This window comes from Ruegeria sp. CDSA246, from assembly GCF_059611225.1.
On sequence record NZ_JBXWPD010000004.1, the window covers coordinates 95,789 to 120,179 of the forward strand.

General features: G+C 57.0%; 26 protein-coding genes. 12 read left to right on the top strand and 14 right to left on the bottom strand.

The window, feature by feature from the left end; genetic code table 11:
- The first annotated feature begins 1 nt into the window (after position 1).
- The 6 genes from fdh3B (at position 2) to AC2FI9_RS06370 (ending at position 4,560) form a co-directional block, all read left to right on the top strand.
- Positions 2-595 carry a formate dehydrogenase FDH3 subunit beta gene (gene fdh3B, locus AC2FI9_RS06345; RefSeq protein WP_058273836.1) on the top strand — a complete coding sequence of 198 codons (594 nt, stop codon included), beginning with the start codon at positions 2-4 and terminating at the stop codon, positions 593-595.
- 111 nt (positions 596-706) lie between these two features.
- Complete coding sequence (locus tag AC2FI9_RS06350) at positions 707-1,057, top strand: putative quinol monooxygenase (RefSeq protein ID WP_496733019.1); 351 nt, start codon at positions 707-709, stop codon at positions 1,055-1,057.
- Between the two features lie 27 nt (positions 1,058-1,084).
- Positions 1,085-2,284: a formate dehydrogenase subunit gamma gene (locus AC2FI9_RS06355; RefSeq protein ID WP_496766688.1), complete on the top strand. Its 1,200-nt coding sequence runs from the start codon at positions 1,085-1,087 to the stop codon at positions 2,282-2,284.
- The gene (locus tag AC2FI9_RS06360; protein ID WP_496766690.1) at positions 2,285-3,547 is read left to right on the top strand and encodes a c-type cytochrome; all 1,263 of its coding nucleotides are present in this window, start codon (positions 2,285-2,287) and stop codon (positions 3,545-3,547) included.
- A gap of 14 nt (positions 3,548-3,561) precedes the next feature.
- Positions 3,562-3,687 (top strand): hypothetical protein, encoded by a 126-nt coding sequence (locus tag AC2FI9_RS06365; RefSeq protein ID WP_496722340.1) that lies wholly within the window; start codon positions 3,562-3,564, stop codon positions 3,685-3,687.
- On the top strand, positions 3,688-4,560 hold the full coding sequence (locus tag AC2FI9_RS06370; protein ID WP_496766693.1) for a substrate-binding domain-containing protein: 873 nt from the start codon (positions 3,688-3,690) through the stop codon (positions 4,558-4,560). It abuts the gene before it with no gap.
- 4 nt (positions 4,561-4,564) lie between these two features.
- Here the strand turns inward: AC2FI9_RS06370 and AC2FI9_RS06375 are convergent, their stop codons facing one another.
- From AC2FI9_RS06375 to AC2FI9_RS06415, 9 genes are all read right to left on the bottom strand, one after another.
- Entirely contained in the window at positions 4,565-5,380 is an 816-nt protein-coding gene (locus AC2FI9_RS06375; RefSeq protein ID WP_496766695.1) for an ABC transporter substrate-binding protein, read from the bottom strand.
- Between the two features lie 20 nt (positions 5,381-5,400).
- Positions 5,401-6,135: an ATP-binding cassette domain-containing protein gene (locus AC2FI9_RS06380; RefSeq protein ID WP_496766697.1), complete on the bottom strand. Its 735-nt coding sequence runs from the start codon at positions 6,133-6,135 to the stop codon at positions 5,401-5,403.
- Positions 6,128-6,841 (bottom strand): ABC transporter permease, encoded by a 714-nt coding sequence (locus AC2FI9_RS06385; protein ID WP_496766699.1) that lies wholly within the window; start codon positions 6,839-6,841, stop codon positions 6,128-6,130. The genes AC2FI9_RS06380 and AC2FI9_RS06385 overlap by 8 nt, the downstream gene beginning before the upstream one ends.
- A gap of 153 nt (positions 6,842-6,994) precedes the next feature.
- A complete protein-coding gene (locus AC2FI9_RS06390; protein WP_058274243.1) occupies positions 6,995-7,984 on the bottom strand; it encodes an ABC transporter substrate-binding protein in 990 nt (329 codons plus the stop codon).
- A gap of 56 nt (positions 7,985-8,040) precedes the next feature.
- On the bottom strand, positions 8,041-8,886 hold the full coding sequence (locus tag AC2FI9_RS06395; RefSeq protein ID WP_496766702.1) for an ABC transporter permease: 846 nt from the start codon (positions 8,884-8,886) through the stop codon (positions 8,041-8,043).
- A complete protein-coding gene (locus AC2FI9_RS06400; protein ID WP_496766705.1) occupies positions 8,883-9,815 on the bottom strand; it encodes an ABC transporter permease in 933 nt (310 codons plus the stop codon). Before AC2FI9_RS06400 ends, AC2FI9_RS06395 begins: the two co-directional genes overlap by 4 nt.
- Positions 9,808-10,602 (bottom strand): ABC transporter ATP-binding protein, encoded by a 795-nt coding sequence (locus tag AC2FI9_RS06405; protein WP_496766707.1) that lies wholly within the window; start codon positions 10,600-10,602, stop codon positions 9,808-9,810. The genes AC2FI9_RS06400 and AC2FI9_RS06405 overlap by 8 nt, the downstream gene beginning before the upstream one ends.
- A 55-nt stretch (positions 10,603-10,657) precedes the next feature.
- The gene (hydA, locus tag AC2FI9_RS06410) at positions 10,658-12,112 is read right to left on the bottom strand and encodes a dihydropyrimidinase (RefSeq protein WP_496766709.1); all 1,455 of its coding nucleotides are present in this window, start codon (positions 12,110-12,112) and stop codon (positions 10,658-10,660) included.
- Between the two features lie 74 nt (positions 12,113-12,186).
- On the bottom strand, positions 12,187-13,437 hold the full coding sequence (locus tag AC2FI9_RS06415; protein WP_496766711.1) for a Zn-dependent hydrolase: 1,251 nt from the start codon (positions 13,435-13,437) through the stop codon (positions 12,187-12,189).
- Positions 13,438-13,608: 171 nt separating this feature from the next.
- Between AC2FI9_RS06415 and AC2FI9_RS06420 the strand changes: the two genes are divergently transcribed.
- Complete coding sequence (locus AC2FI9_RS06420; RefSeq protein WP_496738714.1) at positions 13,609-14,217, top strand: TetR family transcriptional regulator C-terminal domain-containing protein; 609 nt, start codon at positions 13,609-13,611, stop codon at positions 14,215-14,217.
- Between the two features lie 30 nt (positions 14,218-14,247).
- On the opposite strand, the gene AC2FI9_RS06425 is transcribed toward AC2FI9_RS06420, so the two are convergent.
- The 3 genes from AC2FI9_RS06425 to AC2FI9_RS06435 form a co-directional block, all read right to left on the bottom strand.
- Positions 14,248-15,705, bottom strand: a complete 1,458-nt coding sequence (locus AC2FI9_RS06425; RefSeq protein ID WP_496766715.1) for an NAD-dependent succinate-semialdehyde dehydrogenase — start codon at positions 15,703-15,705, stop codon at positions 14,248-14,250.
- Between the two features lie 76 nt (positions 15,706-15,781).
- On the bottom strand, positions 15,782-16,726 hold the full coding sequence (locus AC2FI9_RS06430; RefSeq protein ID WP_282168505.1) for a LysR substrate-binding domain-containing protein: 945 nt from the start codon (positions 16,724-16,726) through the stop codon (positions 15,782-15,784).
- Positions 16,727-16,728: 2 nt separating this feature from the next.
- Positions 16,729-17,502: an aspartate dehydrogenase gene (locus tag AC2FI9_RS06435; protein WP_496766719.1), complete on the bottom strand. Its 774-nt coding sequence runs from the start codon at positions 17,500-17,502 to the stop codon at positions 16,729-16,731.
- Positions 17,503-17,647: 145 nt separating this feature from the next.
- Here AC2FI9_RS06435 and AC2FI9_RS06440 point away from each other — a divergent pair, with 145 nt between their 5' ends.
- The 5 genes from AC2FI9_RS06440 (at position 17,648) to AC2FI9_RS06460 (ending at position 22,091) form a co-directional block, all read left to right on the top strand.
- Complete coding sequence (locus AC2FI9_RS06440; RefSeq protein WP_496766722.1) at positions 17,648-18,601, top strand: dihydrodipicolinate synthase family protein; 954 nt, start codon at positions 17,648-17,650, stop codon at positions 18,599-18,601.
- Positions 18,602-18,696: 95 nt separating this feature from the next.
- Positions 18,697-19,239, top strand: coding sequence for a 3-hydroxyanthranilate 3,4-dioxygenase (locus AC2FI9_RS06445; RefSeq protein ID WP_058273852.1), 543 nt, complete (start codon positions 18,697-18,699; stop codon positions 19,237-19,239).
- A 24-nt stretch (positions 19,240-19,263) separates the two neighbouring features.
- Positions 19,264-20,238, top strand: a complete 975-nt coding sequence (locus tag AC2FI9_RS06450; RefSeq protein WP_496766725.1) for a TRAP transporter substrate-binding protein — start codon at positions 19,264-19,266, stop codon at positions 20,236-20,238.
- 63 nt (positions 20,239-20,301) lie between these two features.
- Positions 20,302-20,835 carry a TRAP transporter small permease gene (locus AC2FI9_RS06455; protein ID WP_480735846.1) on the top strand — a complete coding sequence of 178 codons (534 nt, stop codon included), beginning with the start codon at positions 20,302-20,304 and terminating at the stop codon, positions 20,833-20,835.
- A complete protein-coding gene (locus tag AC2FI9_RS06460) occupies positions 20,832-22,091 on the top strand; it encodes a TRAP transporter large permease (protein WP_496766728.1) in 1,260 nt (419 codons plus the stop codon). Before AC2FI9_RS06455 ends, AC2FI9_RS06460 begins: the two co-directional genes overlap by 4 nt.
- Before the next feature lie 131 nt (positions 22,092-22,222).
- Here the strand turns inward: AC2FI9_RS06460 and preA are convergent, their stop codons facing one another.
- Complete coding sequence (preA, locus tag AC2FI9_RS06465) at positions 22,223-23,527, bottom strand: NAD-dependent dihydropyrimidine dehydrogenase subunit PreA (RefSeq protein ID WP_496766730.1); 1,305 nt, start codon at positions 23,525-23,527, stop codon at positions 22,223-22,225.
- Between the two features lie 18 nt (positions 23,528-23,545).
- Positions 23,546-24,382, bottom strand: coding sequence for a methyltransferase domain-containing protein (locus AC2FI9_RS06470; protein WP_496766732.1), 837 nt, complete (start codon positions 24,380-24,382; stop codon positions 23,546-23,548).
- Between the last annotated feature and the right edge of the window lie 9 nt (positions 24,383-24,391).

Sequence of the window (24,391 nt, forward strand, 5' to 3'; positions counted from 1 at the left end):
AATGGCTAGAGCAAAGTTTCTCTGCGACGCTGAACGCTGCATCGAGTGCAACGCCTGCGTAACCGCGTGTAAGAACGAGCACGAGGTGCCGTGGGGCATCAACCGCCGCAGGGTGGTGACGATCAATGATGGCAACCCGGGCGAACGCTCGATCTCGGTGGCCTGTATGCATTGTTCGGATGCGCCTTGCATGGCGGTGTGCCCGGTCGACTGCTTCTATCAGAACGAGGAAGGCGTCGTCCTGCACTCCAAGGACCTGTGCATTGGCTGTGGCTATTGCTTCTATGCGTGCCCCTTCGGTGCGCCGCAATACCCGCAGGCGGGCAACTTCGGATCACGTGGCAAGATGGACAAATGTACCTTCTGCGCCGGTGGTCCCGAAGAAAACAACTCGACCGCAGAGTTCGCAAAATATGGTCGCAACCGGATCGCCGAGGGCAAACTGCCCATCTGCGCCGAGATGTGTTCCACAAAGGCCCTGCTCGCCGGCGACGGTGATGTTGTGTCCGCCATCTACCGTGAGCGCGTCGTGGCGCGCGGGTTTGGCTCGGGCGCATGGGGTTGGGGCACAGCCTACGATCAGAAAGACGGATAAATCCGTCTGACAAGAAAAGACGGTCCCGTGTTCATCCACGGGACCGTCACAGCGCGACCAAAGGGATTTGGTCGAGCTTAGGTTGCATGTCCAATCTGCGCGGAGCATTTCATGACCGAAGATATTTACTGGCTGCTGAAACTTGAGTTGCAGGCCGATCAGGATGCTGCATTTGATGCGCTGATGGCGGAAATGGTGGATGCGACACTGAACGAAAGTGGTGCGAAATCTTATGAGTGGCATCGTACAGGGTCGACTGTTCACATCTATGAACGCTACGCCAGTTCAGATGACGCAATGATCCATATGCAGAACTTCGGAGCGAATTTTGCCGACCGTTTTCTGGCAATTCTCACCCCCACCACGTTAGAGGTTTACGGACCAGCAAAAGATGACCTGCGCGATACCCTGACACCCGTAGGAGCAGTTTTTCACGAACAAGTCGGCGGCTTTGACCGATAACCCCGTACGACACAGGAGATTCGATAGATGCGCCTGATCCAAATGCTGCTGATACCACTTTTCCTTGCCAGTTTTGCCTGGGCACAGGAAAACACTGAAGTTCCTGCAGAATCTGACCGCAGCGCCACAGGCGGTGCAACCACTCTGCAAGATATCATGGCCCGTCAGCGTGGTGAAAAGGTCGACAACAGCTATCGGTCCGAAAACACCGGCCAAGGCAATGCCGAAGGCTTGCTTGGACAGCTTGGAACGCGCGGTGTGACCTCGGACAGCGATGTCTATCGCGCACTTCGCTACGGTTTGGCGGATGTGACCGTGTCATCTCATGGACCGGCCGCGACTGTACTGATCCAGGACGGCGGCATGTGGTGGCTGAACTTCCGCACCGGCCCTTTGCGTGAATACGGATCTTACATCATCGGCGGTATGCTTGTACTGTTGCTGCTGTTTTTCCTGATCCGCGGAAAGATCAGGATTGATGGTGAAAAGACCGGGCGGAAGATTCTGCGTTTCAACGGGATTGAGCGGTTTGGGCATTGGCTGTTTGCCGGGTCCTTCCTGATCCTGGGCATTACCGGCCTGCTGACCTTGTATGGCCGTGATTTCCTGATCCCCGTTTTCGGCAAAGAGGGGTTTGCGACGATCGCTCAAGGCTGCAAATGGCTGCACAACAACCTGGCTTGGGCCTTTATGCTGGGGCTGATTATCGTGACCGTGAACTGGATTTCTCACAACATCCCGAACCGCACCGACCTGAAATGGCTCGCTGCCGGTGGGGGGTTATTCACCAAAGGCAGCCACCCACCCGCCAAAAAATTTAACGCCGGGCAAAAGATCATATTCTGGCTTTGCATTCTGCTGGGCGTCTCGATCAGCCTGTCCGGTCTGTCGTTGCTGTTCCCATTTGAAATGCCACTGTTTGCCAAGACTTTCTCGATCGCGAATTCGACCGGTATTCCGCAGATGCTTGGGCTGAACCTGCCCGTGCAGATGTCCCCGCAGGAAGAGATGCAATACGCCCAGATCTGGCATGTCATGGTCGCCTATGCGTTCATCGCGATCATACTGGCCCACATCTATTTGGGATCAGTCGGTATGGAGGGCGCGTTTGACGCTATGGGAACCGGAGAGGTGGAAGAGCAATGGGCACGCGAGCATCACTCGTTGTGGCTGGAAGAGGTGCAGGCAAAAGAGGCCAGCGAAGGGGCGGCCTCGCCCGCAGAATAAATGCGCAAGTTGGTTCTGGCTCTGGCGTTGATGCCCCTGCCCGCAATGGCCGAGTTCTTTACGCTCAAGGGTCACGGCGGACCCATCATGGGGATCGCCACAGCACCAGACGGCCGGATTGCTACCGCCAGTTTTGACAATTCGGTCGGTGTGTGGACGGATCAGTCCCCAAAATGGCTGGAAGGCCACGAAGCGGCTGTCAATTCCGTCGTTTTCAACGGCACCGCGATCTATTCGGCAGGAGATGACTTCACTCTTCGCCGGTGGCCCGGAGGTCAGGTTGTAGGTCAGCACAAAGGCAAGATCGTGGGCGTGGCCGCATCCAAAACTCACGTTGCAACGGCCAGTTGGGACGGAACAATCGGCCTATGGCCGGTTGACGGTTCGGCATCGTCGATCCTGGGTCCCACTGGCAGTGGCATAAACGCCGTCGAATTCTCGACCGATGGTTCCCAGCTCTATTCCGCAGGCATCGACGGGTCATTGCGCATATGGGACGTCGCCAGCGGGCAGGAAACCAATCGGTTCGTGGAACATGGCTTTGGTATCAACGAACTGGTGCTGAACGAGCAGGACAACTGGATTGCTTATGGCGCAGTCGACGGTGTTACCCGCATCCTTGACCTGACAACCGGTGATGAGCGTGATTTCACCTTGGAACGCCGACCGATCCTTGCCCTAGCGCTCAGCCCGGATCGCAGCATGCTGGCTGTCGGAGATGGCGAAGGCTATATCATGGTAATCGACACGGTCGAATGGCGCATCGCGCAGGACTTCAGGGCCACCCTACGCGGTCCGGTCTGGGCGCTGGCCTTTTCGCCTGATGGACAGAACCTGCATGCCGGCGGCATTGACGAGGCCATGTATAGCTGGCCGGTAGCCGCGCTTAGCGATCAGGAACAGATGGCCGCGACAGAACCCAGCTTTCTCAAAAACCCTGAGGAAATGGAAAACGGAGAACGCCAGTTTGCCCGCAAATGTTCGATCTGCCATAGCCTGACCCCGGATGGTCAGCGCCGCGCAGGTCCAACGCTACATGGTGTGTTCGGGCGCAAGGCCGGCACGCTTACGGGATATTTTTATTCGGACACGCTGCAAGACTCTGATATCATTTGGAATGAAGAAACGATAAACGCTCTGTTTGACGAAGGGCCGGACCATTACATTCCGGGGTCGAAGATGCCGATGCAACGGATCATCGAACCTAGGGACAGGGACGATCTTATCGCCTTTCTACGCCGCGCCACGGCGCCAGAAAACTGAGCCGGAGGAGACCTATGAAAGCCTTTCTAGCTGCTGTCGCCGTAATGGCGGTGATTACTGTCGCCGCGCCTTATACGCTGCAACAGATCGGTTTCAGTGCTGCGGATGCCGGCACCAGCTCGGCTGTGCGTCTCGACTGAATGTCCGAATATCTGACCACCAAGGAACTGGCCGATCTGCTGCGCATTGGCGAACGGAAGGCCTATGACCTGGCCTCATCGGGTGAGGTGCCTTGCGTGCGTGCCATGGGCAAACTGCTGTTCCCGCGGGCCGAGGTGATTGCATGGCTGAACGCCTCGCGATCCGGCCCGGAAGTGGCCGAACCGCCCCTTCCCCCGATTGTCGCTGGCAGTCACGATCCGCTGCTGGACTGGGCGCTGCGCGAAAGTGGTTCGGGGCTGGCGACCTATTATGATGGCTCGTTCGACGGGCTGACCCGTCTGAAAGACCGCAACGCGCAGGCGGCAGCGCTGCACATTCATGAGGATGGCGGGTTCAACACCCAGACCCTGAAAGACGCTTTGGGTGAGGCCCCGGTCGTTCTGTTCGAAATCGCGCAGCGGCAGCGTGGGTTGCTGCTGGCACCGGGCACGTCGGATATTCAGGGTTTTGCGCAGCTAAAAGGCCGACGTGTCATCCTGCGTCAGGACAGCGCGGCCAGCCAACGGTTGTTCGACGCACAGCTTGAGGCCCACGAAATAACCCGCAACGATCTGGAAACCCTGCCCACCTGCGCCCGCACAGAAGAAGAGTTGGCCATTGCCCTGCATGACAACAAGGCCGAGGTCGGGTTCGGACTAGGCGCATTGGCTGGGCTGTACGATCTGGGATTTGTTCCCACGCATACCGAACGCCTGGACCTGGCGATTTGGCGTCGGGCCTATTTTGATGACCCGATGCTGAAGTTGCTCAGCTTTGTGCAGTCCGAGCGGTTCCTGACCCGCGCCAATGAGTTTGGTGGTTACGACCTGTCCGGTCTGGGAACGATCCACCATAATGGCGCCAGCGGGTGATCTCTTATTTCGCGTTCGGAAAAAACAGCTGCTGACCATTCAACTCAAAGGCCTCGATGGCTGCCTGCCCGTCCGGCCCGATCAACCAGTCGATGAACCGTTGGCCAGCCGCCGCCCGTACCCCCGCATGTTTTTCAGGGTTCACCAGAATGACGCCGTATTGGTTGAACAAGCGCGGATCACCTTCGACCAGCAGCTCAAGGTTTCCACGGTTGCCGAAGGATTCCCACGTCGCACGATCCGTCAGGGTATAAGCATCCATGCCACTGGCCACGTTCAACGTCGCGCCCATGCCTGAACCGGTTTCCCTGTACCACGTACCCGATTCCGCAGCTGGATCTACTTCGGCGTCGTTCCAGTGGCGCATTTCGGCCTTATGCGTTCCGCTGTCGTCCCCGCGTGACGCAAAGGGAACTTCGGCCTCAGATACCGCGGTCAAAGCGGCCACGATATCCGATCCGCCCTTCACCTTGGCCGGGTCTGATTTCGGACCGACAAGAACGAAGTCATTATACATCACGTCAAATCGTTCAACGCCCCAGCCGTCTTCGACAAACTGCTCTTCGTCCGCCTTTGCATGGACCAACAGAACGTCACCATCCCCATTGATTGCGTTACGGATCGCCTGCCCGGTGCCCACAGCAACAACGCGCACGTCGATCCCGGTTTCCGCCTCGAACCATGGAAGGACGTAATCCAACAGTCCCGAATTTTGGGTCGAGGTCGTTGATTGCACCACGATAAATGGTTCTTCGGCCATGGCCGGACCTGAAAACAAGCCAAGTGAAACCAATGCTGCCCGAATGAAATTCCGGATCATTCTAAACTCCAGATTTTTTGTTATGTCACCAATCCGCCTGCAAGATACCTGCGCGAGGCATCACTTTTGGGATCGTCCAATACCTGACGCGCATCGCCATGTTCAACCACATGACCGCCCTGCATCATGACGACATCCGATGCCAGCCGGCGCGCCTGACCGATGTCATGGGTCACCATGACAATGCGCACCCCCCCTTCTGATGCCCGCAGGATCATGCGTTCAATCACCTGAGTGGCGCTGGGGTCCAGCGCGCTGGTCGGTTCGTCTAGAAACAAGGTATCCGGGTCCAGCGCCAGCGCGCGCAGGATGGCCAGCCGCTGCGCCTCACCTCCCGACAGCGATCTGGCCGATTGCCGGGCTTTGCCTTCCAGCCCGCCTTGGGCCAGCAAATCAGCAATACGCGTCTTGCGAGCAACGCGCTGCAGGCCCTGCCGTTTCAGGACAAAATCCAGATTGGCTGCAACGGACCGGCGCAGCAAGACGGGTTGCTGAAACACCATCGCCTGCCGGGCCTTGTGATCAGCATTCAAAGGAACTCCATCTTGCTCCACGTACCCTTTGTCCGGCGCAATCAGCCCATGCAGGCACCGCAGCAACAGGCTTTTGCCCGCGCCGTTCGGTCCAAGGATTAAGGTCGGCCCCGGCCCGCTCAATGTCAGGTGCGGAACGTCCAGCAATGCGGTGCCATTACGCGCAATCTGCAATCCATTAACGGTGATGCGCCGCGCCATTTCCGAGACCAGATCACGCATGGCGCAACCCCTCTCTCTCAGCCCGCAGGCTGAGCGTGCTGACCATGGCGTTCACCGCTATGGCAATACCGATCAGGATCGCGCCGAGCGCCAGGGCCAGCGCAAGATTTCCCTTGGACGTTTCCAACGCGATGGTCGTCGTCATCACCCGTGTCACGTGGTTGATGTTGCCGCCAACGATTATGACCGCCCCAACTTCGGCAATGGCGCGACCAAATCCGGCCAGCAACGCCGTGACCAGCGCCAACCGCGCATCCCACAGAAGTACTGGCACAGACGCCAGCCGCGACACGCCCAAGGATCGGAGCTGTTCCGAGTATTCCTCGGCCAGCATCTCGACCACCTGCCGCGTCAACGCAGCGACGATGGGCGTCACCAAAACAACCTGCGCGATGATCATCGCGGTCGGTGTGTAGAGCAGTTCAAGGACGCCCAAAGGCCCGGATCGCGACAACATCAGATAAACCAGCAGGCCTACGACAACCGGCGGGAACCCCATCAGCGCGTTCATAAGAATGATCAAAACCCGCCGCCCCGGAAAGCGTACAACAGCCAGCGCAGCGCCAACAGGCATGCCAATAAGTGCAGAAATCAGGACGGCAAAAATGGAAACTTTCAGGGAAAGCAGCACAATCGCCCAAAGCTCTGGATCCCCATTCAGGATCAGAGTGAACGCCGTATTGAATTCCGCTGCAAATCCCTGCATTTTATTCGGACTATCGCCAGTTTCGTATGAAATGCGCTGTTATTCATAGAATTCTACGCCATTTCGATCTCAAGTACAGACACATTTCCGACATAAGAAACAGGAAACGCGGCCCCGATTGGGACCGCGCCTTTTCAGTCAGTGCGAAGCGGATCAGTTCAGAGCCGCATCCGTGATCTGGTGCGTCCAAGCGCCGTCTGGCTGCTTGGTGATCACAGGATCGGAACCGCCCGCCAGCAGCGTGGCAACGGTGCGCTCAAAATCGGCAGGGTCCAGCGAACCGTTCGAACCTGAGGTCAGCTTCGCGATCTCGCCCATCATGCGTTTCTGGTGCTCTTCGGTCTGGGCGCCGGTCTCATCGTTTTCCAGCACGATATCGGCTGCCTCATCCGGGTGTTCTTCGGCGTATTTCCAACCCTTCATCGAGGCGCGAACGAAGCGTTCCATCTTGTCGACAAACGCCGCATCCCCAAGGTTCTCTTCCAGAACATACAGGCCGTCCTCCAATGTCGCGACGCCCTGATCTTCGTATTTGAAGGTCACCAGCTCATCCGGGTTGACGCCGGAATCGATGACTTGCCAGTATTCGTTGTAGGTCATGGTGCTGATGCAATCGGCCTGACGCTGCAGCAACGGATCGACGTTGAAGCCTTGCTTCAGAACCTCGACACCGCTTTCGCTTTTGCCACCCGTGTCGATGCCCAGTTGGCTCATCCAGCTCATGAACGGGAATTCGTTGCCAAAGAACCAAACGCCCAGCGTGCGGTTCTTAAGGTCTTCGGGTGCCGCGATCCCGGCATCTTTCCAGCAAGTCAGCATCATACCCGAGCTTTTGAATGGCTGCGCGATATTGACCAGAGGCAAACCCTTTTCGCGTGCAGCCAGCGCGGCGGGCATCCATTCGACGGTCACGTCAGCGCCGCCACCTGCGATCACCTGCGTCGGTGCAATGTCTGGTCCACCAGGCAAAATAGTGACGTCCAGCCCCTCTTCCTCGTAGAACCCCTTGTCCTTGGCAACATAGTAGCCCGCGAACTGAGCCTGCGTGACCCACTTCAGTTGCAATGTCACCTCATCCGCAGCGAAAGCCGAACTGGCGGCCAGACTAAAGGCGGCTATCGCCCCGCTGAGTAGCTTATTCATCTTCATATCTCCTAGTTGCTGTTGGTGCCCCTTTTGGGGTCTGTTGAATTATCGTTTTATCCACGTTGCGACGGGTGCCAGAAGGTCACCGCCTTTTCGATCATTGCGACAAGACCATAAAATGCGGTCCCGGCCAAAGCGGCCACCACAATCTCGGCCCAGACCATATCCAGCGACAATTGCCCCACGCTGGTGGATATCCGAAAGCCCATGCCTAGCGTGGGCGAGCCAAAGAACTCTGCCACGATAGCGCCGATCAATGCCAGGGTGGTAGAAATCTTTAAGCCGTTGAAGATAAAGGGCATCGCGGCAGGTAACCTTAGCTTGAGGAAGCTCTGCCAATACGTCGCCGCATAGGTCTCCATCAGGTCACGCTGCATGGCCGTGGCCTCGCGCAACCCGGCCACTGTGTTGACCAACATGGGAAAGAACACCATCACCACAACGACGGCGGCCTTGGAATGCCAGTCGAATCCGAACCACATCACAAGAATGGGCGCGGTCCCGACAATTGGCAGCGCTGCGACAAAGTTCCCAACGGGCAGCAACCCAAGTCGCAGGAATTCCCAGCGATCCACAGCGATTGCCATCAGGAATGCAGCGCCACAGCCTATCAGATAGCCGCTGAGCGCCCCCTTGATGATGGTCTGCACAAAGTCGGCCCAAAGGATCGAAAGGCTGTCGGCAAATCGCACCGCAATGACGGACGGCGCTGGCAGAATGACCAAGGGAACGTCGAGCCCCCGGACCACCAGCTCCCACATAGCGATGATGGTCAGACCGAAAATCATCGGGGCCAAAAACCGAACTGCGCGGCTGTCAGCCTGAGGTCCGCTGGCGAGACGGCTGTTCAACCACCACCCAAAAAGCCACAGGAAGATTGCAAAGAAAACCAGGATCATTGCGACATCCCCATCCGCTTTAGCACCGAGCGTTCAAGAACCCCAAGCAACCCGACCAGACAGGCCGCCAGAATGGCCGCTGCAAACAAGGCTGACCAGATTTGAACCGTCTGGCCGTAGTAGCTGCCTGCCAGCAACCGCGCGCCTAGTCCGGCGACGGCACCCGTCGGCAACTCACCCACAATGGCCCCGACCAGCGACGCTGCGATACCGATCTTCAATGAGGTAAACAGATACGGCATCGAGGCCGGCAAACGCAGTTTCCAAAACCCCTGAGACCGGCTGGCATTATAGGTGCGCAGCAGGTCAAGTTGCATTGCATCGGGACTGCGCAGCCCCTTCACCATACCGACAACGACAGGAAAAAAGCTCAGATAGGCCGAGATAATTGCTTTGGGGATGATCCCCTGAATGCCGATCGAATACAGCACCACGATGATCATCGGTGCCAGAGCGATGATGGGAATGGTTTGGCTGACGATGGCCCAGGGCATGACAGACAGGTCCATCACGCGGCTATGCACAATCCCCACGGCCAGCAGAATGCCCAACCCCGTGCCAATCGCAAAGCCCAGCATAGTGGCACTGAGTGTAACCCAGGCATGATAGATCAATGATCTTTTCGAGGTGATTTTCTTCTCGACTGTCGTTTCCCACAACTCTTCAGCCACCTGATGCGGTGCGGGCAAGCGTGGTCGGTCTTGGTCCCAAGTCTCATCGATGGCGTAAGGATTGTCGAATACCAGCTCAAACTCGCTCATGTCGCGCCGATCAACCGCCTTGGGCGGATCAACCGCCTCCCCTGCGCGTTCAAATTCCGTCAGAACACCCTTGATGTTCATTGGCACGCTGGCGGCATACCAGAACAGGATAATAACGCCCACGACAGTAAGGACAGCCCAGACAGCTCTGATCCCTGCACTAGTCATCTGTATGCCCCGCCCGCAGGCCCTCACGCACGCGATGAGCGACTTCTATGAACTCAGGCGTGTCGCGAATATCCAACGGCCGCTCTTTCGGCAGAGGGCTGTCGATCACATCCGTAATCCGACCCGGGCGCGGGCTCATCACGACGATCTTGGTGCTGAGATAGACCGCCTCGGGGATTGAGTGCGTGACGAAACCGATGGTCTTTTCCGTCCGCGCCCACAGCGCCAGAAGCTGTTCATTCAGATGATCACGCACGATCTCATCCAGCGCCCCAAAGGGTTCGTCCATTAGCAGGATATCGGCGTCAAACGCCAAGGCGCGCGCGATACTGGCCCGCTGCTGCATTCCTCCGGACAACTGCCAGGGAAACTTGCCTCCAAATCCTTCAAGATCAACTAGTTCCAGAACGTTTCTCACACGTTCATCTTGCTCAGCGGCCGAATACCCCATGATCTCAAGTGGTAGCTTGATGTTCTTAGCGATTGTGCGCCAAGGATACAGACCCGCCGCCTGAAACACGTACCCATAAGCCCGGTCCCGCCGCGCTTCGTCCGGGGTCATGCCATTGACAGTCAGGGTTCCACCCGTTGGGGTTTCCAATGCCGCGATACAGCGCAAAAAGGTAGTTTTGCCGCAGCCCGAGGGGCCAATAAAACTGACGAATTCGCCCTTGCCGACAGTCAGGTTGACGTCTTTCAACGCGTGAATCGGTCCGTCATTGGTTTGGAAGGTCAGATCCAGCTGCCTTGCCTCGATCACAGGCTGGGTAGTGCTTTCAGTATTCATTCCATAGCCTTGAAAAGATTTGATTTTGGGCCGCCACAAAGGCGACCCACACGCGTCATACGCCCGTCGCGGGGATGCCCGACCGCTCGATCGGTCGAGGCGCGGTCAGCTCTTTCCAGGTGCTCAACGCCTTGTTCACATGGCCATTAGGTTCGCGTGCGACAAAATCACCGTGACCTTCCTGCGTGCGAATCTCGCCGTCATGCACAGCCACATGCCCCCTCGTCAGGGTAAAGCGCGGCAGGCCTTTGACCTCTTTCCCCTCAAACACGTTGTAATCAATCGAGGATTGCTGGGTGTCCGCGCTGATCGTCTTTGATTTCTCAGGGTCCCACACAACGATATCCGCATCTGCCCCAACAAGGATCGCGCCCTTTTTGGGATAGCAGTTCATTATCTTGGCGATGTTTGTTGACGTCACCGCGACGAATTCATTCATCGTCAGACGGCCTGTATTCACCCCATAGGTCCACAGCATAGGCATCCGGTCTTCCAATCCGCCCGTGCCGTTCGGGATTTTGGTAAAGTCGCCAACACCGTACCGCTTTTGCTCGGTCGTAAAGGCGCAATGGTCTGTCGCTACAACGCTCAGCGTGCCCGAGTGTAGACCGTTCCACAGGCTGTCCTGGTGCTGCTTATTCCGGAACGGAGGGCTCATGACCCTCCGTGCGGCGTGATCCCAATCTTGATGGAAGTACTCGCTTTCATCCAATGTCAGGTGCTGGATCAAAGGTTCGCCCCAAACGCGCTTGCCCTGCATTTTGGCCCGGCGGATCGCTTCATGCGCATCCTCGCAGGACGTATGCACCACATAAAGCGGCACGCCCGCCATATCGGCGATCATGATCGCACGGTTGGTCGCCTCACCTTCAACCTGCGGCGGGCGGGAATAGGCATGCGCCTCGGGGCCGTTGTTCCCCTCGGCCAGCAGCTTAGCGCTGAGTTCAGCCACCACATCGCCATTCTCGGCATGCACCATCGCTATACCGCCCAGTTCGGACAGGCGCTTGAACGAGGCGAACAACTCATCGTCATTCACCATCAACGCGCCCTTGTAGGCCATGAAGTGCTTAAACGTGTTGATCCCCCGCGTCTCGATCACCGTCTTGATGTCATCGAACACCTGCTCCCCCCACCATGTCACGGCCATGTGGAAGGAATAGTCACAGTTTGCACGGGTGGATTTGTTGTCCCATCGCTTCAGCGCGTCCAACAGGCTTTCGCCCGGGTTGGGCAGTGCGAAATCGACGACCATCGTGGTGCCGCCCGCCAAAGCGGCCCGCGTTCCACTTTCGAAATCGTCACTGGAATAAGTGCCCATGAAGGGCATCTCAAGATGTGTATGCGGATCGATCCCGCCGGGCATGACGTAGCAGCCCGTGGCGTCCAGTTCCTTGTCGCCCTTCAAACCCAGACCGATTTCAGTGATAACACCGTCCTCGACTTTGACATCTGCTTTGTAGGACAGATCGGCGGTAACGACGGTCCCGTTCTTGATCACAGTAGACATGTTTTTCTCCCTGCGGGCGCTTTGCGCCTCATGTTGTTTTGATGTGAGAACCCGGCGGTCAGGCCGATTCCCTTTTATTCAACGATTTCTGCAGTTTCGACGACGGCGTGAAGCAAGACATCCGCACCTGCCGCGGCCCATTCCTTGCTGATCTCTTCGGCTTCGTTGTGACTCAATCCGTCAACGCACGGGCACATGACCATCGCAGTCGGCGCCACGCGGTTGATCCAGCAGGCATCATGCCCTGCTCCCGAGATGATATCGGTATGCGAGTATCCCAGCCGCTCTGCCGCATCGCGAACCGCTGCAACGCAGCCATCGTCAAATTTCACCGGATCAAACCCGCCAACCTTTTCAAATTCGATCTGCAGGCCCATCTCATCGACAATGTCCTCAGCTGCCACGCGCAGACGGTTTTCCATATCAGTAATGACATCCAGCTCGGGCGAACGGAAATCGACCGTGAACACAGCCTTGCCGGGGATCACGTTACGAGAGTTTGGATAAACATCGATGTGTCCAGCTGCGCCAACAGCGTGAGGTGCGTGGGACCACGCTATCTCGTCTACCTTCTCTAGAATGCGCGCCATCGCCAGCCCAGCGTTCTTGCGCATTGGCATCGGAGTCGAGCCGGTATGAGCGTCCTTGCCGGTCACGGTGACTTGGGTCCAGCTCAGGCCCTGCCCGTGTGTCACAACACCGATATCCTTGTCCTCGGCTTCAAGGATTGGGCCTTGTTCGATATGCAACTCAAAGAAGGCATGCATCTTCCGAGCACCGACTTCCTCGTCGCCCCGCCAACCAATACGCTGCAATTCATCCCCGAACTTCTTGCCCTCGGCATCTTCACGGTCATAGGCCCAGTCCTGCGTGTGCATTCCTGCAAACACGCCCGAAGACAGCATTGCCGGTGCGTACCGAGTGCCCTCTTCATTGGTCCAATTGGTCGCGATGATTGGATGCTTCGTCTTGATCCCCAGATCGTTGAGCGTACGAATGATCTCCAGCCCACCAAGCACCCCGAGAACACCATCATACTTGCCACCGGTTGGCTGCGTATCCAGGTGCGAGCCGACATAGACGGGCAGCGCCTCGGGGTCGCTTCCTTCACGGCGAGCAAACATGTTGCCCATCTGGTCCAACCCCATGATGCAGCCAGCATCCTCGCACCAACTCTGGAACAAAGCGCGCCCTTCTGCGTCTTCATCCGTCAGGGTCTGGCGGTTGTTGCCGCCCGCAACACCGGGGCCGATCTTGGCCATTTCCATCAGGCTGTCCCAAAGTCTGTCGCCATTGATCCTGAGGTTTTGCGCCGGAGCTGCCATCTTGTTCTTCCCTGTTGCTTGCGATTTGGCTCGCTTTTGGTGTCTTGATTTGACCATCTGGTCAAACTCACGCTATCACGGGTTCGACATCAGTCAAGAAATTGCATGGTGCCGCCGGAAAATTCGGCATATTTGGTGCCCGCTTGGCGGAAAAAGAGACAGTCAGGAAACATGCCCAAAGACCGCGCCCCGACCCGAATTCAGAAAAAGAACCGCGCCGCGATTCTCGAGGCCGCGCTGAACGTGTTTTCGGCGCATGGTTTCCGTGGGGCGACCGTCGATCAAATCGCCACCGAGGCCGGGCTGAGCAAGCCGAACCTGTTGTATTATTTCCCGTCGAAAGAGGCGATCCACACAGCCCTGCTGTCAGGCCTGCTGGAGGTCTGGCTTGCCCCACTGCATGATCTGGACGCGGATGGCGATCCGATGGAAGAAATCCTCGCCTATATCCGCCGCAAGCTGGAAATGAGCCGAGATCTGCCGCGCGAAAGCCGCTTATTTGCAAACGAGCTGGTTCAAGGCGCTCCGCGCATCCACGAATCTCTGTCGCACGACCTAAAATCTCTGGTGGATGAGAAGACGGCAATACTCACACAGTGGATGGATCAGGGCAAAATCGCGCGCCTGCACCCCCATCACCTGATTTTTTCAATCTGGGCGCTGACACAGCATTACGCCGACTTCGACGTTCAGGTCCGTGCCATTCTGGGTGACGAAGATCCCTTTGAGGGGGCCGAACCGTTTATCGACACGCTGTATCGGAAACTTCTTACGCCATAGAAGAACCGCTTTTTTCGGCGGTCCCTATTCTCAGGTAATATTGGCGGAATGCCACACATTCTTGACAACCATGTAGTTGTCCAGCCCCTCGGTGCCGCCTTCGCGACCATAACCGCTGGATTTCACCCCACCAAAGGGGGTTTCGGGCATGGAAGCCTCCAGCGTGTTGATCGACAGGTTACCAACCTCAACCTCATCAATCAATCGATCAATATAGTCTGCGCGATTTGTAAATGCATAACCGGCCAGCCCATAGGGCACTGAGTTTGCCTTGCCGATTGCGTCATCCAGTGAGGACACTGGATTGATCACAGCCACCGGACCAAAAGGTTCCTCCTGCATGATCCGGGCGTTGTCGGGCACGTTCAGCAGGACGGTGGGCTGAAAAAAATATCCTTTGTCGCCATGTTTGGCGCCACCCGTGGCAACCGTCGCACCCTTTTCACGGGCGTCTTCCACCAATTCGGTCAGTGCAGGCGCCCGCCGGTCATTTGCCAGAGGCCCCATTTCCACATTTTGGTCCATTCCGTTTCCGACAACAGTTGCTGCAGCGCGTTCAACAAAAGCTTTGGCGTAATCTTCAAAGATGCTTTCATGCACAAAGAACCTTGTGGGCGATGTGCACACCTGCCCGGCATTGCGCATTTTTCGAACTGCGCTTGAGGTCCCGGCCACTTTCACATCTGTGTCTTCGCAGACAATTACTGGCGCGTGGCCACCAAGTTCCATCAGCACCGAAGTCATATGTTCTGAGGCCAAGGTAGTCAGATGCCGCCCTACAGCGGTTGAGCCGGTGAAAGCCACAAGCCTTACAGGATCCTGCGGGATGAGGTGGTCTGAGATTTCTTCCGGCTCTCCGAACACCAGGTTCAGGACGCCCGCAGGAAGACCGGCATCTTCAAAGGCTTTTGCAATATGTATTGCCCCGGCGGGTGTTTCTTCTGCCGCCTTCAGTATGATCGAGCAGCCCGAAGCCAGTGCTCCGGCAATTTTTCGTGCTGGTTGGCTCATCGGGAAGTTCCAGGGTGAAAAGGCCGCGACGACACCGATAGGCTGGTGATGAACGGAAAACTTGTGTCCCGGAGCCGCAGGGATGACCCGCCCATAGGTCCGCATCGCCTCGCCCGCGTCCCATTCAAAGAACTCGGCCCCTCGGATCACTTCGAGACGGGCCTGTTTCAGTGGTTTGCCATGTTCCAGAGTGATGGCCTGGGCAATTTCTTCCTGACGCTCACGCATCAGCGCGGCGGCTCGCAAGATCGTGTCAGAACGGTCGCGCGGCGAGGTGCGGCTCCATAGTCGGAAACCTTTGACGGCCGCATCCAGGGCGTCATCCAGATCCTGCTTTGACGCGCAGGGAAGACGCCCGATTTCGCCCTCGGTCGCTGGATTCACGACCGGTATGTTCCGGTTGGCTGTGCGCCATTTGCCTGCAATAAACAGCTTAAGCTCAGGATACATGAAACCGGTGCCTCCGACTTTGACCATTTCAAATCACGCAATGGCTGGCATTACTTCAAGTGAATTGGGTGAATACTGATATCAATTTGACGAATACCTGACCTCATTTCTGTTTCACCGCCTGATGCAGCGCCGATTTAAAGGCCCGGCCAGCGGGGGAAAGATCATCATCCGCTCGGAATGAGACACCAATCGGCCCCTGCCCAAATGGGACATCCCAATCCAATGGCGACAGGTAGCCGTGGGCGATGTCCTGCGACACGACCTCGGCCGGCATAAGCCCGATCAGATCGCGCGACTGCAGCAAAGCGCGATTGGTCAGGTAGGACACGGATTCGATCGTCACGGGCGGAACGTATTGCTGCTGGCCAACAAAGAAATGATCCAGCTGACGCCGCAATGTGGTTTCCAGCGGCGGGACGATCCAGCCAAAGGGTTTGGTCTGAGCGAAGGAAACATCCGGGCGACCCGCAAGAGGATGCTGATTGCCGACAATCGCCAAAATGCGGTCTTCAAACAGCTTTTCCTGCCTGATCTTGTCACGGTGCCTATGAGAGGGAAGCCGCCCGACTACCATGTCGATTTCGCCCGAAAGCAACCTCGGCATTAGGACTTCGTTCGTGCCCTCGTTGATCTTGATCGCCACATTCGGGCGGTCAGCCAAAAGGATTTCAATGGCGGCCGGCAGCAGGCTGGTTGAGGCCGCCAACAAAGTGCCCACCACCACGCGGCCTGCATTGCCTTCGTTCAGGTCATCCAGTTCCTGCGCAGCGTTCGAGACCTGGGCAAAGATTAGCTTGCCGTGACGTATCAAAGTTTCTCCGAACACGGTCGGAATCACACCCCGATTGGTCCGGCTAAACAGCTTGACCTCAAAATCCAGTTCCAGATCCTGAATCATCTTGGTTGCTGCGGGTTGAGAAATACCCAGCTCGCGTGCTGCGTTCTGGATGTTGCCATGCGCACCCACAGCAACCAGCAGGCGCAGTTGGCGCAGTTTCAGCCGGGTCAGGGCGCGATCGACGATGCGTGAGTGACGTCCCACCATGGTCAGATCACAATTGGGTCCAGAAGCTGCTCGAGCTTTGCCACCACACTCATCGCGGCCAAGGCCGAGCTGCGTGGATTGTCCGGCAGGGACTTGCCGCTGATCTGGAAATGAAACCGCCCGAATTCGCCTTGGGCCTCGATCTCGTGAGTGTTGCCGTTGGCTGAAGGGTCCGCAATCAGTTGAACCTGCGTGTCGTCGAACCCTAGCCCAGCCAAAGCGACTGCCGCCGCCACGTTTGCATTTTTGGGATAATTCAACGCGGCCTCACGAGCGGTGCCATTGAAATGCGTTTCCGGCTTGGTGAGATTTGCGAGGTCTAACTTGTCCTCAGCGATTGAACCTTTCCAGCCCTGCGGTGGCTTGCGCCCGACATAGATAACCTTGTCCAACTTGCCGGTCGCAGCCGCACCAAGACAATCCAGCGCACCGATGGCGCCACTGGCCAGGTGCAGCTTGGCCCCCCCGCCGCGAGCAGAGGACTCCAGTGCATCCGCGACCTGCCGGTCTGCCAATGCGCCGATGGATACGGTGACCATATCAATTCCACGGGACAAAACCTGAGGACCGTACTCCGCCAACGCGTGATGGCCCGCGCAGTCGATCACCAGATCTGCTCTGGAAGTGAGATCTTTTACAGAGCTCACAAATAAATCCGGATCCTGCGAAACGCTGCTTGCGCGAACCAGAACCGCATGAACCTGATGCCCTCGCGCCTGAATCGCATCCAAGACATGCTGCGCGATCGCGCCTTTTCCAATCAATCCAATCTTCATGCGGCAAACTTAACCCAGAGCCAAAGATTCCTAAATTGATATTCTATGAATATTCTAATTTCTGATATCCAATTCCCAGCTTTCGCATTGGATCAGAAGAGATGATCGGGCTTTCATAGCAGCATAACCAGAAGGTCCGCCTGATATGAATTACTCTAAACACGATGCAAAAGCCTATGCGCGCGCGCACATGACCGGTATCTGGGCGGCGGCCCTGAACCCGTTCAACGATGATTTGTCACTGAATGAGGCAGGCCTGAGGTCAAACATTCGTCACTGGATCGACGATCTGGATATTCAGGGCCTGTTCGTTGCGGGGAAACAGGGCGAGTTTTTTTCGATGAGCCTTGATGAGCGCAAGCGCAACTTTGAAATTGCGGTCGATGAATGCGCGGGCAAGGCCGGTGTGATCGTCTCGGTCTCGGACCAGAACATGGACACCGCGCTGGAACTGGCCCGTCATGCGCAGGATTGCGGAGCTGATTACATAGTTCTGCACGCGCCTGTCCTGAGCTTCGTTCAGGATCGTGGCGAAGTTCTCTACCAGTACTACAAACGGTTCTGCGATGAACTGGACATCGGGATCGCGATGTGGAGCCACCCTGACAGCGGCTACCTGATGCAGCCCGAGGAGTGCGCGCGAATTGCAGAGCTGCCCAATATCGTGGCGATCAAATACTCAGTCCCACGTGAGATGTATGTGAAACTGACCCATATGGTTGGAGACAAAATCCATGTCTCAACCTCGGCCGAACATGAATGGTTGGACAATATTCTGGAGCTTGATTGGAAATTGTACCTATGCTCGTCCCCGCCCTATCAGATCCAGTCCAAGAACGATCAGCGCATGAACGAATACACGCGGCTGGCTTTTGCCGGCAAAGCAGATGAGGCGCGCAAGGTGTTTGACAGCCTGAACCCGGTGCGGGACGCGATGAAGCGAACCAAACCTGCAGGCAAACCCACCGCTTTTGGAAAATACTGGCAAGAGTTGCTGGGACAGGTCGGAGGGCGTGTGCGACCCCCAATGCTGGAACTGACCGAGGCGGAAAAAGAGATCATCCGCAAAGGGTTCGCGGAAAGCGGCCTGAAGCCATAGCCACATCGATATAAGCAAATCGGATATCTAGATGCGGATAATTTCTTTGCGGTTATGAAAAAACCGGCCAAACTTCTACTAACAGGGAGTGGGACATGTCGAAGTTAAGTGCATTCAACTTTCAGAAATGGATCGACGAACACCGTCACCTGCTGAAACCTCCAGTCGGCAATCAACAGGTGTGGGAGGATGCCGACCTGATGGTCACCGTCGTCGGCGGGCCGAACAAGCGAACCGACTATCACGACGATCCAGTTGAAGAGTTCTTCTATCAGCTGGAAGGCGACATGGTGCTGAAGCTGTATGACGGAGAGGAATTCTATGACGTTCCGATCCGCGAAGGTGAGATCTTCTTGCTGCCGCCGCATGTGCGCCATTCACCACAAAGACCGCAGGAAGGCTCAATCGGATTGGTGATCGAACCCAAACGGCAGACAGGCGAGCTGGACGCGATCGAATGGTATTGCTTTGAATGCGGCACCCGCGTTCATCGGGCCGAGATGCAATTGCAGTCTATCGTCAAGGACTTGCCGCCGGTCTACGAAAAATTCTATTCATCAGAAGAAGACAGAACATGCCCGAACTGCCAGACCGTGCATCCGGGAAAAGAGCCGCCAGAGGGCTGGGTCACACTCTGAGATGAACAAACAACAGGGAAGAACATGAAACATTTTGCTAAGATCGCCGCTTCGGCTGCAGCGCTTGCTGTGACATCGCTAGCTGCCCATGCAGATGAATTCCGTCTGGGCCTGATCACGCCACCTCCGCATATCTGGACCAAGGCGGCCGAGTCCTTTGGGGCCGAGCTGAACGAAGCCAGCGGTGGTGCCCATACCGTATCTGTATTCCCCGCCCGTCAGTTGGGCAACGAGGCAGAGATGCTGCAACAATTGCAGACTGGCGCGCTGGATATGGCATTCATGACCGTGGCCGAAGTGTCGAACCGCGCACCTGATCTGGGTGCGTTTTATGCACCGTATCTCGCGGATGATATCGGCCACGCGGGGCGCATCCTACGTTCGGATACCGCAAAATCGATGCTGGAACCCCTGCCTGGTCAGGTTGGCGTTGTAGGCTTAGGTTACGGTATGGCCGGGCTGCGCCAGATCGTCAGCCGGGGCGATGTGTCTTCGGCAGAGGACCTGTCTGGTCTGAAACTGCGGATCACGCCGTTCACGCCGATTTTGGATTTCTACAACGCGGTCGGAGCTGCACCAACACCAATGCCGCTGCCTGCTGTCTATGACGCGCTGGCCAATGGGCAGGTCGATGCCATTGATATGGATGCAGAACTGATCTGGGTGCTGAAATACTATGATCACGCCGACACGATCGTTCAATCCGACCACATGATGTTCCCGATGGTCGGGCTGGTCTCGGCCAAAGTCTGGGCGGGACTGTCCGAAGAAGACCGCGCGATGATCGGTGAACTGATGGCCAAGCATGTCGACAGCACCATCGATGCCTATGTTGCCAACGAAGCGAAGTGGCTGGAACAGATAGAGGGAACCGGCAAGGCCTACAAGAAAGTCGATGCCTCATTCTTTGGCGATGCGATTGAGGAATGGAACGGCATCTGGTCTGAAAAAACCTCGTCCCTTGACGCGCTGCGCGAGACTGCGGCAGAAACCAAATAAAGTTGAACGTTTCAGGGAAAGGGCGCAGGTCAATCCTGCGCCCTTTTTCATAGGGGATCGGCTATGTTATACCGGCTGTCTGCAGCGTGGGCGTGGGTTGAGTTATGGTGTGCCGCAGCACTGGCCGTTTGCGTCACCCTATTGATCTTGTTGAATGTCGTGACACGCACGGCGGGTAACGCCTTGTTCTGGGTGGATGAATTGGCGATCTATGCCATGGTTTGGATGACATTCCTTGGCGCGTCAGCCGCGTTGCACCACCGCAATTCGGTCTCGATCACGATCCTTGCCGATCTGGTTCCACCTCATATCCGGGCAATAATCCGAAAAGCAGTCGACATCGTTGTCTTCGCGTTTGCAATCGCGATGCTGTGGTTCTGCTGGCGGTGGTTTTTGCCACTGGACATCGCTCGTACAGGGTTCGATGTCGTGGTTTTTCAAGGCAATACGTTCAACTTCATCTATGCCGAACCGACCTCAACCCTCGGGCTTCCGAAGTTTCTGTTTTGGCTCGTGATGTGGCTGTTTGCTTTGGGGGCAACGCTACATTCTACGATGCATCTTCTGACGCGTCCCGGACAAGGGTCACCGGCATGAGCCCGATTGTCTTTCTAGCCACCCTGCTGTTGTCGGTGCCCGTTGCCATCGTGTTGGCGATCACTGCAATCTGGTACATCTGGGAAAGCGGGAACACGGTTCTGTACGACAGTTTCGCGCAGAAAATGTTTGGCGGGTTGGAAAACTACGGCCTGCTGGCAATCCCGCTGTTCATGCTGACCGGAGAACTGATGAATGAAGGCGGCATGACACGCCGCCTGGTCGCTTTGGCGCGTGTATTCGTGGGCGGATTCCGGGGCGGGCTCGCCTATATCAACCTGCTGGCCAATATGTTCATGGCCGCCATCATCGGCTCGGCAACCGCACAGATCGCTGTGATGTCCCGCGCCATGGTCCCCGCGATGGAGGAAGAGGGTTATAGCAAGGGCTTCGCCGCCGCCACGACAGCAGCCGGGGGCCTGTTGGCACCGGTCATCCCGCCGTCAATGATGTTCGTTATCTTTGGCGTTTTGGCGCAGATTCCCATCGGCGACATGTTCATCGCCGGGATCATACCCGGCCTGCTGCTGGCAGGAGCCTTTGCTTTGGTGATCACGCTTGTCGGTTGGGTTCAGCAATTCCCAAAAGGCGTCTGGATGTCCCGCCGCGATGCTCTGCAGGCCCTGATCGCCGCCCTTCCCGCGATGCTGATCCCGGTTTCGATCATCGGTGGTATTCTGTTTGGCATCGCTACGCCGACAGAATCCGCAGCCATCGCTTCGCTGATCGCATTTCTGGTCGGGTGGCTCATTTACGGAGAGCTAAAGCCGCAACATCTGGGCGAGATGTTCAAGCGAACAGCCGCAAACGCATCGATGATCCTGTTCATGATTGCGGCGGCCAACGTTTTTGGGTGGGTGATCATTTACGAAGAAATACCACAGCAGCTGGCGGGGCTGATCACGTCGATCACCTCAGATCCGTTCATGTTTTTACTGATCGTAAATGCTGCACTGCTTTTGGTGGGGATGGTGATCGACGGGATCGCCGCCATCATCCTGATCACGCCCATTTTGTTGCCAATTGCCACTGGGTCCTACGACATCAGCCCCTACCAGTTCGGAGTTGTCGTATGCCTGAACCTTGTTCTTGGCCTGCTTACGCCACCCGTCGGCATTGGCCTCTATATCGCCTCATCCATGAGCGGCACGACCCCCGGAGCAATTCTGAAATCGCTTTGGCCGTTCCTGATTGCAGTGGCCGCTGTGTTAATACTGCTCAGCTATGCGCCGATCTTGTCGACCTACCTGATCTAGCGAAACGAGATGAAGCTGCGGGTCTTTGGAGACACTGTTCAGTTGGGGCAATAACAGCCATCCACGTGGTCAACAGCACAATTAGTAAGGGGCCCACGCTTTGGGGCCCCTTCTTGTTTTTAGCAACCAAATTACTCGGCAGCTTTGGCCATCGGGTTGTTTGGATGGGTCGTCCAATTCGCATATTCCGGCTGAACTTCCTGCCCTGTACGCGGATCAACCTCGCCCGCGGCCATTGGCACCATTGAGATACATCCATCCACTGGGCACACGTCTACGCACAAGTTACAGGCGACGCATTCGTCATCCATGACCTCGAATACCCGATCATCGGACATGGAAATCGCCTGGTGGCTGGTGTCTTCGCACGCGGCATAGCAGCGACCGCATTTGATGCACTGGTCCTGATCGATCTTGGCCTTGGCCACGTAGTTTAGGTTCAGATACTGCCAGTCAGTCACGTTCGGAACGGCACGACCGACAAACTCGGACACGTTTGTGTACCCTTTTTCGTCCATCCACTTGGACAGACCTGCAGTCAGTTCGTCGATGATCTTAAAGCCGTAAGTCATAGCTGCAGTACACACCTGGACGTTTCCACAGCCCAGAGACATGAACTCTGCCGCATCGCGCCATGTGGTCACGCCGCCAATGCCGGAAATCGGCAAGCCATGGGTGGCTTCGGCGCGGGCGATCTCGGATACCATCGACAGGGCAATTGGCTTGACCGCCGGGCCACAATACCCACCGTGGCTGCCCTTGCCATCAATCGATGGTTCCGGGCTGAACGTGTCCAAATCAACGCTGGTGATCGAATTGATCGTGTTGATCAGTGACACCGCATCCGCGCCACCGTTTTTCGCCGCCTCGGCAGGCTTGCGAACATCAGTGATGTTTGGCGTCAGCTTCACGATCACGGGCCGGTCATAGTATTTCTTGCACCAGCGGGTGACCATCTCGATATATTCCGGCACCTGCCCTACGGCTGCGCCCATGCCACGCTCGCTCATCCCGTGCGGGCAGCCAAAGTTCAGCTCGATCCCGTCCGCGCCGGTTTCTTCGACACGCGGCAGGATTGCTTTCCAGGCCTCTTCCTCGCAGGGCACCATGATCGACGCGATCAGCGCGCGATCTGGATAGTCCGCCTTAACCCGGGCCATTTCTTCAAGGTTCACCTCAAGCGGGCGGTCGGTGATCAGTTCGATGTTGTTGAGACCCAACAGGCGGCGATCCGCGCCATAGATCGCGCCGTAGCGCGGCCCGTTCACGTTTACGACCGGCGGCCCCTCGGACCCGAGCGTTTTCCAGACGACACCGCCCCACCCGGCCTCGAATGCGCGGCGCACATTGTATTCCTTGTCTGTCGGCGGCGCCGAGGCGAGCCAGTAAGGATTGGGGCTGGAAATGCCCAGAAAGTTTGTTGTCAGATCGGCCATGGCTTCTCCCTTCCCGGCTCAGCCGGTTTTCTTGAATATCATTTCGGTCGGACGAATGCGCCCGGCCTTGAGGTTCGTGACGTAGTTTTGAAACTTTTCAGGCGCCGTCTCGCCCATCATCAGGTGGATGCCCAAGGGCGGCGGGCCGCTTTCGGCGATGCGCGCAAACACCTCTTCGAAAAAGGTCAGCGCGAAGTCGGTCCGGTCCGTCTCGGTGACCAATTCGAAGCCCGCCGCTGCGGCGGCGTCTTTGTAAACCTCTGGCGCATCAACAAAAGATGTCTCGGCGACAATCGACCATGGCAAAGGATAGGCCAGTGGCTCGGCAACTTCCCCACCCATCACATCAAACAGGGCAAAGGTCCCATCCCAGGCCAGCGCGCGCGACACTTCCGTGAAAAGGCCAGCCTTGTTTTCGATGTTCATCCCGACATGCATCATGACAGCAAGATCGAAGCCTGCATCCGGCACAGGCATGTCCAGCGCGCTGCCCACCAGAAAACTCGTCTTTTCGGAATGACCGACAATCTGACTCAAAGCCGTGGCCGTTTCGACAAACTCCGGTGTCAGGTCGACCCCGGTCACCGTTGAGTCATAACGATCCACGATGTACCGCGACGTCCCACCGATGCCGCAGCCAACATCCAGCACACGGGTCGCGTGGGTCGGTGACAATTGCGCAAACAGGTTGTCTGTCGCCAGAACGCCGCCGGTGTGGAACTCATCCCCCGCCTTCAGATCGGCCACAGTGGCCGCGTCCGGGTCAATCCCACTGGCCTCAAGCGCCGCGCGAACGCGGTCAGTCAAGGCTCCGGTGGTATAGTGTAGGGCAACGGCTTGTTCGATCTGGGACATGGGAATACC

What these genes read in the sequence shown, in the direction of transcription:
- fdh3B (WP_058273836.1), top strand. Translation starts at nt 2, where the DNA reads ATGGCTAGAGCAAAGTTTCTCTGCGACGCTGAACGCTGCATCGAGTGC.
- AC2FI9_RS06350 (WP_496733019.1), top strand. Translation starts at nt 707, where the DNA reads ATGACCGAAGATATTTACTGGCTGCTGAAACTTGAGTTGCAGGCCGAT.
- AC2FI9_RS06355 (WP_496766688.1), top strand. Translation starts at nt 1,085, where the DNA reads ATGCGCCTGATCCAAATGCTGCTGATACCACTTTTCCTTGCCAGTTTT.
- AC2FI9_RS06360 (WP_496766690.1), top strand. Translation starts at nt 2,285, where the DNA reads ATGCGCAAGTTGGTTCTGGCTCTGGCGTTGATGCCCCTGCCCGCAATG.
- AC2FI9_RS06365 (WP_496722340.1), top strand. Translation starts at nt 3,562, where the DNA reads ATGAAAGCCTTTCTAGCTGCTGTCGCCGTAATGGCGGTGATTACTGTC.
- AC2FI9_RS06370 (WP_496766693.1), top strand. Translation starts at nt 3,688, where the DNA reads ATGTCCGAATATCTGACCACCAAGGAACTGGCCGATCTGCTGCGCATT.
- AC2FI9_RS06375 (WP_496766695.1), bottom strand. Translation starts at nt 5,380, where the DNA reads ATGATCCGGAATTTCATTCGGGCAGCATTGGTTTCACTTGGCTTGTTT.
- AC2FI9_RS06380 (WP_496766697.1), bottom strand. Translation starts at nt 6,135, where the DNA reads ATGCGTGATCTGGTCTCGGAAATGGCGCGGCGCATCACCGTTAATGGA.
- AC2FI9_RS06385 (WP_496766699.1), bottom strand. Translation starts at nt 6,841, where the DNA reads ATGCAGGGATTTGCAGCGGAATTCAATACGGCGTTCACTCTGATCCTG.
- AC2FI9_RS06390 (WP_058274243.1), bottom strand. Translation starts at nt 7,984, where the DNA reads ATGAATAAGCTACTCAGCGGGGCGATAGCCGCCTTTAGTCTGGCCGCC.
- AC2FI9_RS06395 (WP_496766702.1), bottom strand. Translation starts at nt 8,886, where the DNA reads ATGATCCTGGTTTTCTTTGCAATCTTCCTGTGGCTTTTTGGGTGGTGG.
- AC2FI9_RS06400 (WP_496766705.1), bottom strand. Translation starts at nt 9,815, where the DNA reads ATGACTAGTGCAGGGATCAGAGCTGTCTGGGCTGTCCTTACTGTCGTG.
- AC2FI9_RS06405 (WP_496766707.1), bottom strand. Translation starts at nt 10,602, where the DNA reads ATGAATACTGAAAGCACTACCCAGCCTGTGATCGAGGCAAGGCAGCTG.
- hydA (WP_496766709.1), bottom strand. Translation starts at nt 12,112, where the DNA reads ATGTCTACTGTGATCAAGAACGGGACCGTCGTTACCGCCGATCTGTCC.
- AC2FI9_RS06415 (WP_496766711.1), bottom strand. Translation starts at nt 13,437, where the DNA reads ATGGCAGCTCCGGCGCAAAACCTCAGGATCAATGGCGACAGACTTTGG.
- AC2FI9_RS06420 (WP_496738714.1), top strand. Translation starts at nt 13,609, where the DNA reads ATGCCCAAAGACCGCGCCCCGACCCGAATTCAGAAAAAGAACCGCGCC.
- AC2FI9_RS06425 (WP_496766715.1), bottom strand. Translation starts at nt 15,705, where the DNA reads ATGGTCAAAGTCGGAGGCACCGGTTTCATGTATCCTGAGCTTAAGCTG.
- AC2FI9_RS06430 (WP_282168505.1), bottom strand. Translation starts at nt 16,726, where the DNA reads ATGGTGGGACGTCACTCACGCATCGTCGATCGCGCCCTGACCCGGCTG.
- AC2FI9_RS06435 (WP_496766719.1), bottom strand. Translation starts at nt 17,502, where the DNA reads ATGAAGATTGGATTGATTGGAAAAGGCGCGATCGCGCAGCATGTCTTG.
- AC2FI9_RS06440 (WP_496766722.1), top strand. Translation starts at nt 17,648, where the DNA reads ATGAATTACTCTAAACACGATGCAAAAGCCTATGCGCGCGCGCACATG.
- AC2FI9_RS06445 (WP_058273852.1), top strand. Translation starts at nt 18,697, where the DNA reads ATGTCGAAGTTAAGTGCATTCAACTTTCAGAAATGGATCGACGAACAC.
- AC2FI9_RS06450 (WP_496766725.1), top strand. Translation starts at nt 19,264, where the DNA reads ATGAAACATTTTGCTAAGATCGCCGCTTCGGCTGCAGCGCTTGCTGTG.
- AC2FI9_RS06455 (WP_480735846.1), top strand. Translation starts at nt 20,302, where the DNA reads ATGTTATACCGGCTGTCTGCAGCGTGGGCGTGGGTTGAGTTATGGTGT.
- AC2FI9_RS06460 (WP_496766728.1), top strand. Translation starts at nt 20,832, where the DNA reads ATGAGCCCGATTGTCTTTCTAGCCACCCTGCTGTTGTCGGTGCCCGTT.
- preA (WP_496766730.1), bottom strand. Translation starts at nt 23,527, where the DNA reads ATGGCCGATCTGACAACAAACTTTCTGGGCATTTCCAGCCCCAATCCT.
- AC2FI9_RS06470 (WP_496766732.1), bottom strand. Translation starts at nt 24,382, where the DNA reads ATGTCCCAGATCGAACAAGCCGTTGCCCTACACTATACCACCGGAGCC.